This is a genomic window from Marisediminitalea sp. (assembly GCF_984433645.1).
Map to the genome: position 1 here is coordinate 1 of NZ_CFIDRX010000197.1, position 7,637 is coordinate 7,637.

The 7,637-nt window shown below is 50.1% G+C and carries 8 protein-coding genes and 1 pseudogene; 7 read left to right on the forward strand and 2 right to left on the reverse strand.

The features are described from left to right. Positions 1 to 258: 258 nt before the first annotated feature. On the reverse strand, positions 259 to 942 hold the full coding sequence (gene rutR, locus AC4MRN_RS18070) for an HTH-type transcriptional regulator RutR (RefSeq protein WP_491204066.1): 684 nt from the start codon (positions 940 to 942) through the stop codon (positions 259 to 261). A 275-nt stretch (positions 943 to 1,217) separates the two neighbouring features. Here rutR and rutA point away from each other — a divergent pair, with 275 nt between their 5' ends. From rutA to AC4MRN_RS18105, 7 genes are read left to right on the forward strand one after another with little or no spacing between them, the layout of a single operon-like run. Further along, a complete protein-coding gene (gene rutA / locus AC4MRN_RS18075; protein WP_073316805.1) occupies positions 1,218 to 2,306 on the forward strand; it encodes a pyrimidine utilization protein A in 1,089 nt (362 codons plus the stop codon). After that, positions 2,306 to 3,046, forward strand: a complete 741-nt coding sequence (gene rutB / locus AC4MRN_RS18080) for a pyrimidine utilization protein B (protein WP_491204067.1) — start codon at positions 2,306 to 2,308, stop codon at positions 3,044 to 3,046. Before rutA ends, rutB begins: the two co-directional genes overlap by 1 nt. A 21-nt stretch (positions 3,047 to 3,067) precedes the next feature. After that, positions 3,068 to 3,451 (forward strand): pyrimidine utilization protein C, encoded by a 384-nt coding sequence (gene rutC, locus AC4MRN_RS18085; RefSeq protein ID WP_370242461.1) that lies wholly within the window; start codon positions 3,068 to 3,070, stop codon positions 3,449 to 3,451. Positions 3,452 to 3,457: 6 nt separating this feature from the next. Continuing rightward, entirely contained in the window at positions 3,458 to 4,246 is a 789-nt protein-coding gene (gene rutD / locus AC4MRN_RS18090; RefSeq protein WP_491204068.1) for a pyrimidine utilization protein D, read from the forward strand. Between the two features lie 24 nt (positions 4,247 to 4,270). After that, on the forward strand, positions 4,271 to 4,861 hold the full coding sequence (locus AC4MRN_RS18095; RefSeq protein ID WP_370242459.1) for a malonic semialdehyde reductase: 591 nt from the start codon (positions 4,271 to 4,273) through the stop codon (positions 4,859 to 4,861). Between the two features lie 39 nt (positions 4,862 to 4,900). Continuing rightward, a complete protein-coding gene (locus AC4MRN_RS18100; protein ID WP_491204069.1) occupies positions 4,901 to 5,440 on the forward strand; it encodes a flavin reductase in 540 nt (179 codons plus the stop codon). A 33-nt stretch (positions 5,441 to 5,473) separates the two neighbouring features. Next, positions 5,474 to 6,964, forward strand: a complete 1,491-nt coding sequence (locus AC4MRN_RS18105; RefSeq protein WP_491204070.1) for a CoA-acylating methylmalonate-semialdehyde dehydrogenase — start codon at positions 5,474 to 5,476, stop codon at positions 6,962 to 6,964. Positions 6,965 to 7,287: 323 nt separating this feature from the next. On the opposite strand, the pseudogene AC4MRN_RS18110 reads toward AC4MRN_RS18105, so the two are convergent. Continuing rightward, a pseudogene (locus AC4MRN_RS18110) lies at positions 7,288 to 7,637 on the reverse strand (WD40 repeat domain-containing protein); the annotation flags it as partial.

Here is a 7,637-nt window from a genome sequence, read left to right on the forward strand (position 1 = left end):
CCGGATAAGTGCTTCGCACTTTCCGGGACGACGAATGGGAATAAGTGCTCCGCACTTTCCGGGACGACGGATGGGAATAAGCGCTCCGCACTTTCCAACGACGACGGATGGGAATAAGCGCTCGGCACCTTCGGGACGACGACTGCGAGGATACAACCTCCTCCCCGTCATCCCGGACTTGTTCCGGGACCTTGGCTTGTTCCGGGACCTTAGCTTGTCCCGGGACTTAACCAAAAAAGCCGCGATATAAAAACAACCCTATTCCGGCCGAATGCTACCTAAAATAATATGCGTAACCGATGACAGTGTGCTTTGGAAAAAGTCCGGGTCATTCAGGTCTTTTCCGGTAACGGCTTTTACTTGTACGCCAAAATCCGCGTAGTGCTGGGTGATAGCCCAAATGCTGAAAATCAGGTGGTATGGATCCACCTCATCCAGTTGCCCTTGATTGATCCAGGCACGAATTACCTTGGCCTTTTCCTCTACCAGTTTACACAGTGGCGATTCCAGCTCATTTAATAGTAGCGGTGCGCCTTGTACCACTTCCATACAGAACAGTTTGGACTCAGCCGGATTGTCTCGCGACATTTCCAACTTCACCTTTATGTAGTTGGTAAGAGTATCAATGGCGTTTTGTTCAACACTGAATTGATGCAGTGGCTTAAGCCACACATCCAGTAAATGCTTAATAACATCCAGGTACAGCTGTTCCTTGCTTGAGAAGTAATAAAGCAGGTTGGTTTTTGACACTTTGGCCTTAGCGGCAATTTGTTCGACACTAGTGCCGTTTACACCGTGTTGAGAGAACAAGGCCAGTGCGGCCTTCATAACGCGTTCGCGTTTGTCTTGTAGTGCTTTTTCCCGTCGCTTTTGCGTGGACGGTCTGAACACACGTGCCGGCTTTTGAGATGCCGCTGGCTGGTCGGCAGAAGAAGACTTCATCAGTACATACATTCCTTTAATTGTGCTGCATGTCAATTCTACACGATGCTGCGCATTGCACCAGTTGAGTACAAGATAAACAATTTAACGCTCCAAATTGGACCAAAAGGTCCACTTTCAAACACATAAATATCACAAGCTATTGATTAATAACAATAATAATAGTTGGCCTACTTTATGCTGAATACTATTTGAACGGCCTTGCGGTAACGCAAGCCGTTTATCCGTAAATAAAAAAGCATCTAACGACATTTTATTAAAAAGGGAGAAGTAATATGGATATCGGCGTATTTATTCCTATTGGCAACAATGGCTGGCTTATTTCCAAAACATCACCCCAGTACAAACCGAGCTTTGATTTAAACAAAGAAATCGTTCTGAAGGCCGAGGCCTACGGGTTAGATTTTGCGTTATCCATGATCAAGTTTCGGGGCTTTGGTGGTGAAACCGAGTTTTGGGATTACAACCTTGAATCTTTCACGCTGATGGCGGGTCTTGCCGCGGTTACTTCTAAAATTCAACTTTACGCCACAGCCGCCACCCTGGTGTTACCACCGGCGGTCATGGCCAGAATGGCGACGACTATTGATTCCATTTCAAACGGACGATTTGGTGTCAATCTGGTTACTGGCTGGCAGCGCCCTGAATATTCTCAAATGGGCATGTGGCCAGGCGATCAGTTCTTTGGCAACCGTTACGAATACCTTGAAGAGTACATTACGGTGGTCAAAGAGCTGTGGGAAACCGGGCAAAGTGATTTCAAAGGCGAGCATTTTCAAATGGACGATTGCCGCATGTTACCGAAACCACAGCGCCCGATCCCGATTATCTGTGCCGGGCAAAGTGCAGCAGGTATGGCATTTTCCGCCAAGCATGCCGACTACAACTTTTGCTTTGGCAAAGGGGTCAATACCCCAACCGCCTTTGCGCCAACGGCTGAACGATTAATTGAAGCGGCAGCCAAAGAGGAACGCAAAGTCGATTCCGCTGTACTTATTATGGTGATCGCCGATGAAACAGACGAAAAGGCCATGGCGAAGTGGGAATTATATAAAGAGGGTAAGGACCAAAGTGCGCTGGACTGGATGGCAGAACAAGGCGCAGCAGACAAAACCTCAGGTAAAGATACTAACGTCAGAGACATGACCAACCCCACTTCAGCAGTCAACCTGAACATGGGTACTTTGGTAGGGTCGTATGCTTCCGTTGCTGCCATGTTAGATGAGATTGCCACCGTACCAGGGTGTGGCGGTGTCTTACTGACTTTCGATGATTTCTTAATAGGCATGGATGACTTTGGCACCAAAATTCAGCCATTAATGAAGTCAAGACAGCACGTTACCGCCACACCGGGAGCGGCATAATGGTAACGACTGCGCCGATTGAGATATCAGGCTATTTTGCCGCAGAAAATGGGGATAATGCGGCGCCAGTACTCAAAGCCCGGCCAGAGCCGCTGTTGCTGGATCCGGCGAAAACCGCCGTGATTGTGGTGGATTTGCAAAATGCCTATGCCAGTAAAATGGGTTATCTGGACAAAGCGGGCTTTGATGTATCAACCACACAACCTGTGATTGCTAATACAATTAAAGTCCTCAACACCGCCCGCGCTGTTGGTATGCCGGTGGTGTTTTTTCAGAATGGCTGGGACCCTGAGTATAAGGAAGCAGGCGGGCCGGGCTCTCCCAACTGGTATAAATCCAACGCGCTAAAAACCATGCGTAAGAATCCAGAACTCATGGGTTCACTGTTGGCGAAGGGTACCTGGGATTACGACCTGGTGGATGAGTTAACCCCTCAAGCCGGTGATATTGTGATCCCGAAAACCCGCTATAGTGGCTTTTACAATACGAATCTCGACAGCATGTTGCGCAGTCGCGGCATTCGCAATCTGGTTTTTACCGGCATCGCGACCAACGTATGTGTTGAGTCCACCTTAAGGGATGGGTTCTTTCTGGAATATTTTGGTGTGGTGCTGGCAGATGCCACTCATCAGGCCGGTCCACCAGAGATTCAAACTGCGTCACTTTATAACATTGAAACGTTTTTTGGCTGGGTGTCTCAAACCAGCGATTTCTGTCACTTATTTGCCGAACAAGCATAGTTAACACCAAGGAAACAGGTCATGAGTAAAAAAGCCATTATTCCTGCGGGAACCAGTACCCCCATTGCGCCTTTCGTACCCGGTTCAATGGCAGACAATATTCTGTACGTATCGGGCACGTTGCCCTTTGATGAGAACAACGATGTTGTGCACGTAGGCGATGCTGCTGCGCAAACCCGTCATGTTCTGGAAACCATCAAAAGTGTGGTGGAAGAAGCCGGTGGCACCATGGACGACATTACCTTTAACTCCATTTTCATTACCGATTGGAATAACTACAAAGCCGTAAATGAAGTTTACGCGTCGTATTTCCCCGGCGAGAAACCTGCGCGTTACTGCATTAAGGTTGAACTGGTGAAGCCAGATGCCTTAATCGAAATAGCCAGCGTTGCCCATATCGGATAAGCGCGTATGCACTATGAATGGCATGGCAGCCAAGCTGACTCAGCGCCTGTACTGGTATTTTCTTCCGGTCTGGGCGGCTCGGCACATTACTGGAAAGGGCAATTGGCCGCGTTAGGTAAAGACTACCGCATATTACTCTACGATCACGCAGGCACAGGGCGCAGTCCGGCTACGCTGCCCGATGATTATAGTATTGAGCATATGGCCGATGAGCTACTGACCCTGTTAGCGTCATTGTCAGTTTCCCGATGTGATTTTGTCGGCCATGCGCTGGGCGGTTTGGTAGGGCTGGTGCTCGCCAAAACCCAACCAGCATTAATAAACAACCTGGTCGTGGTGAACGCCTGGTCGCAGCCAAACCCGCATACTCTGAGATGCTTCGCTATTCGTAAAACTTTGCTAGCGAACTGTGAGCCGCAGATGTTTTTACAAATGCAGGCTCTGATCCTGTATCCACCGGATTACATTGCCCGCCATATCACCGAGCTTGAGCAGGAGGAAGCCCACATGCTGGCACACTTCCCAAATCAGCCGAATTTACTCAAACGCATTGAGGCGTTGAGTCAGTTTGATATCGACGCCACATTGGCACAAATACAAACACGTACTTTGGTTTATGCAAACAAAGACGATGTCTTGGTGCCTTGGCAGCAGTCACTTAAACTGGCAAATAAGTTGCCCAACGCACAGCTTCAAGCGTTTGACTATGGCGGCCACGCGTCCTCAGTCACTACACCAGATACGTTTAACAACACACTTCTCACGTTTTTATCTACCCAACAACAAGCCGCATAGGCTGTGTAAAAGGACTAATTCACTATGGCAACTCCCGTTAGCAATGAGGCTCTTGCCCAGATATTTACCGACGCGCATACGCATACCACCTGGCAGGACAAGCCCGTCCCCGACACGCTAATTAAACAACTTTATGAACTCACCAAGTTCGGCCCAACGTCAGCAAACTGCTGCCCCGCCCGCTTTGTGTTTGTTACATCACAGGAAGGCAAAGAAAAGCTCAAGCCGTGTTTGTCGAGCGGTAATCTTGAACAAACTATGACCGCGCCCTGCACGGTTATCGTGGCATTCGACGCAGAGTTTTACGAACAACTGCCCACGCTGTTTCCCTACGCCGATGCACGAAGCTGGTTTACATCCAGCCCGGAAGCCGCCTACGAGACTGCCATACGCAACGGCTCGTTACAGGGAGCATATCTGATGTACGCTGCCAGAGCGCTTGGACTCGACACCGGCGCGATGTCGGGCTTTAACCCCACATTGCTGAATGAGACCTTTTTCGCCGACAGCACATGGAAAGTCAATTTTCTGCTGAACATAGGGTATGGGGACGGCAAAAAAGTCCATAAGCGTTTACCACGCCTGTCATTCGACGAAGCATGTCAGGTGCTCTAAGCCTGCACATTCATTTTTCATCATCACAAGGAATTCGCCATGACCACTACCGTAATGGAAAGTACTTCACTCTCAATGTCAGATGGCGTTACGCCGGAGATGTTTCGCCAGGGCATGACCAACCTGGCCGGCGCAGTAAACATCGTCACAACACCCGGCCTCAACGATGGCGTGGGCCCGGCGGGTTTTACCGCAACTGCGGTATGCAGCGTTAGCGACAGCCCGGCAACACTGCTGGTTTGCCTTAATCGCAGCGCCTCGGTACACGAAGTGTTTAAACACAGTAAGTACCTGGCCATCAATACGCTGCGCGAAGACCAGCAGGACTTGTCGAACATCTTTGGCGGTAAAGCAGCAATGGTCGACCGCTTTGGACAGGGTCACTGGCAAACCTTACTTACCGGTTCACCTGTGCTATCAGACGCGGCAGTGTCTTTCGACTGTATTATCACCGACCGTAAAACCGTCGCGACACATGACGTACTGTTTTGTGAAGTACTGGCTATTAAGCAGGCTGCAGAGGCAGGCGCGTTGTTATACCACCAGCGTGGCTATCGCCAGCTGTCAGCTCAGGTTTAAACATGCCGGATAGGTTGTAGGAAAAAGACAGAAATGGACGTAATAGGACACTTTATAAACGGTGAGCTGTGTACCCCTGAAAGCCGCACTCAGCCAGTGTACAACCCTTCAACGGGCGAGGCTGTCAAACAGGTATTGCTCGCCTCCGACACTACCGTAAAAGCAGCGATCAGCAGCGCGCAAGCGGCGTATCCTGCCTGGCGCAATACACCGGTAAACAAGCGGGCTCAGGTCATGTTCCGCTTCAAAGCTCTTCTGGAAGCCCATGCCGATACGATTATTAAACTGATTGGCGAAGAGCACGGCAAGATAAGTCATGATGCCGCGGGTGAGTTACAACGCGGCATAGAAAATGTCGAGTTTGCCTGTGCTGCCCCACAAATGCTGAAAGGCGAATACAGCAAAGGCGTAGGCCCCGGCATTGATGCCTGGAGCGAGTTTCAGCCACTGGGCGTAGTGGCCGGCATCACCCCGTTTAATTTCCCGGCCATGGTCCCCCTGTGGATGTTTCCGCTTGCCATAGCCTGCGGCAATACATTCGTACTAAAGCCGTCAGAACGCGATCCCAGCTGTGCGCTTTACATGGCAAAATTACTGCAGGAAGCCGGATTACCCGATGGCGTCTTCAATGTGGTTAATGGCGACAAAACCGCAGTAGACACCCTGCTCACAGACCAGAACGTGCAGGCAGTCAGTTTTGTTGGCTCAACGTCGATTGCCGAATATATCTATACTACCGCCAATGCCAACGGCAAGCGCTGTCAGGCGTTGGGTGGCGCTAAAAACCACGCCATCGTGATGCCTGACGCCGACCTGGACAATGCCGTAAACCAACTATTAGGCGCAGCTTTCGGCTCTTCTGGTGAACGTTGTATGGCATTGTCAGTAGTGGTAGCAGTTGGCAATACGGTAGCAGAACAACTGGTTGAAAAGCTGAAAGTTGCCATGCAAGACCTTCGGGTTGGCAGCTACGAGCATGACTCAAACCATTTTGGCCCACTGATCACTCAGACGCATAAAGCGAAGGTAGAAGGCTACATCACCAGCGCACAGCAACAGGGCGCAGATATTGTCGTAGATGGCAGAAACCCGCTAGTTCCCGATTACCCCAATGGCTTTTACGTTGGCGCAACGCTAATCGACAAAGTGACTGCCAGTATGGACAGCTACCAGGAAGAGATTTTTGGCCCGGTGCTGCAGGTACTTCGCGTTGAGACAATGCAACAGGCTATGGACTTAATAGACGAGCATGAATACGGTAACGGCACCTGCATATTCACCCGCGATGGCGAAGCGGCCCGGTATTTTTCCGACCATATTCAGGTGGGTATGGTCGGCATAAACGTTCCGTTGCCCGTGCCCGTTGCTTACCATAGCTTTGGCGGCTGGAAGCGCTCATTGTTTGGTGACCTGCATGCCTATGGCCCAGACGGCGTAAAGTTTTACACCAAACGAAAAACAATTACTCAGCGCTGGCCCTCAACTGGCGTCAGAGAAGGTGTGAGCTTTGCGTTCCCAAGCTAATACTGCATTGCAAAAGCGCAGGCGAACCCGTGTCGCCTGACTGCTTTAGCCAATGGCCCTATACCAATCCGCATAGAATATTGCCCTAGCAGAGTGAGTCAAATCGACTTAGATCACGACGCGGTTACTGAGGCATAGTCACTCTACGTCCAGTAACCGCAACACAGAGCTAAGTCGATTTGGCCACTCCCTTCGGGCGAGGCTGACAGGCTTTCTGCCTTCGTTACATTTGCTTGATTTAGCACCACTAAACCTGCGCAAATAAGCCTCGCCATAAAACCTGTCAGTCTCGCTGATAGGGTAATATTCTATGCGGATTGGTATTAATACGAGCCGCGCTGTTCTGCGATGTCTGCTATATCCCAATCCTGCAAAACACCGTCAGATGTAACAGTGCGCAACGTTGCAGGGTTGGTAAAACGCATATCCAAAACAGTTGAGCCAAAGCCCTGAGCTTCAGCCCACCACTGTGCAATGGGATTACCTTCCGGGAGCTGCCAGATAATCATCTCAGTCTTTGGCGATGAGGTAATCAACCACGGATTCACAGGAGTAAAGCGCGCTACACGGAACCATTGAAATCGCTCCCAATACGCCAGCTCACTGATAATTTCGTTATGCTGACTTTGCCAGATTACTTGCGTTTCCAGCGCGTCAGAAACAAAGACGTTGT

Excerpts from the sequence above, each read along its gene's own strand:
- rutR (WP_491204066.1), bottom strand. The coding sequence starts at position 942 with ATGAAGTCTTCTTCTGCCGACCAGCCAGCGGCATCTCAAAAGCCGGCA.
- rutA (WP_073316805.1), top strand. The coding sequence starts at position 1,218 with ATGGATATCGGCGTATTTATTCCTATTGGCAACAATGGCTGGCTTATT.
- rutB (WP_491204067.1), top strand. The coding sequence starts at position 2,306 with ATGGTAACGACTGCGCCGATTGAGATATCAGGCTATTTTGCCGCAGAA.
- rutC (WP_370242461.1), top strand. The coding sequence starts at position 3,068 with ATGAGTAAAAAAGCCATTATTCCTGCGGGAACCAGTACCCCCATTGCG.
- rutD (WP_491204068.1), top strand. The coding sequence starts at position 3,458 with ATGCACTATGAATGGCATGGCAGCCAAGCTGACTCAGCGCCTGTACTG.
- AC4MRN_RS18095 (WP_370242459.1), top strand. The coding sequence starts at position 4,271 with ATGGCAACTCCCGTTAGCAATGAGGCTCTTGCCCAGATATTTACCGAC.
- AC4MRN_RS18100 (WP_491204069.1), top strand. The coding sequence starts at position 4,901 with ATGACCACTACCGTAATGGAAAGTACTTCACTCTCAATGTCAGATGGC.
- AC4MRN_RS18105 (WP_491204070.1), top strand. The coding sequence starts at position 5,474 with ATGGACGTAATAGGACACTTTATAAACGGTGAGCTGTGTACCCCTGAA.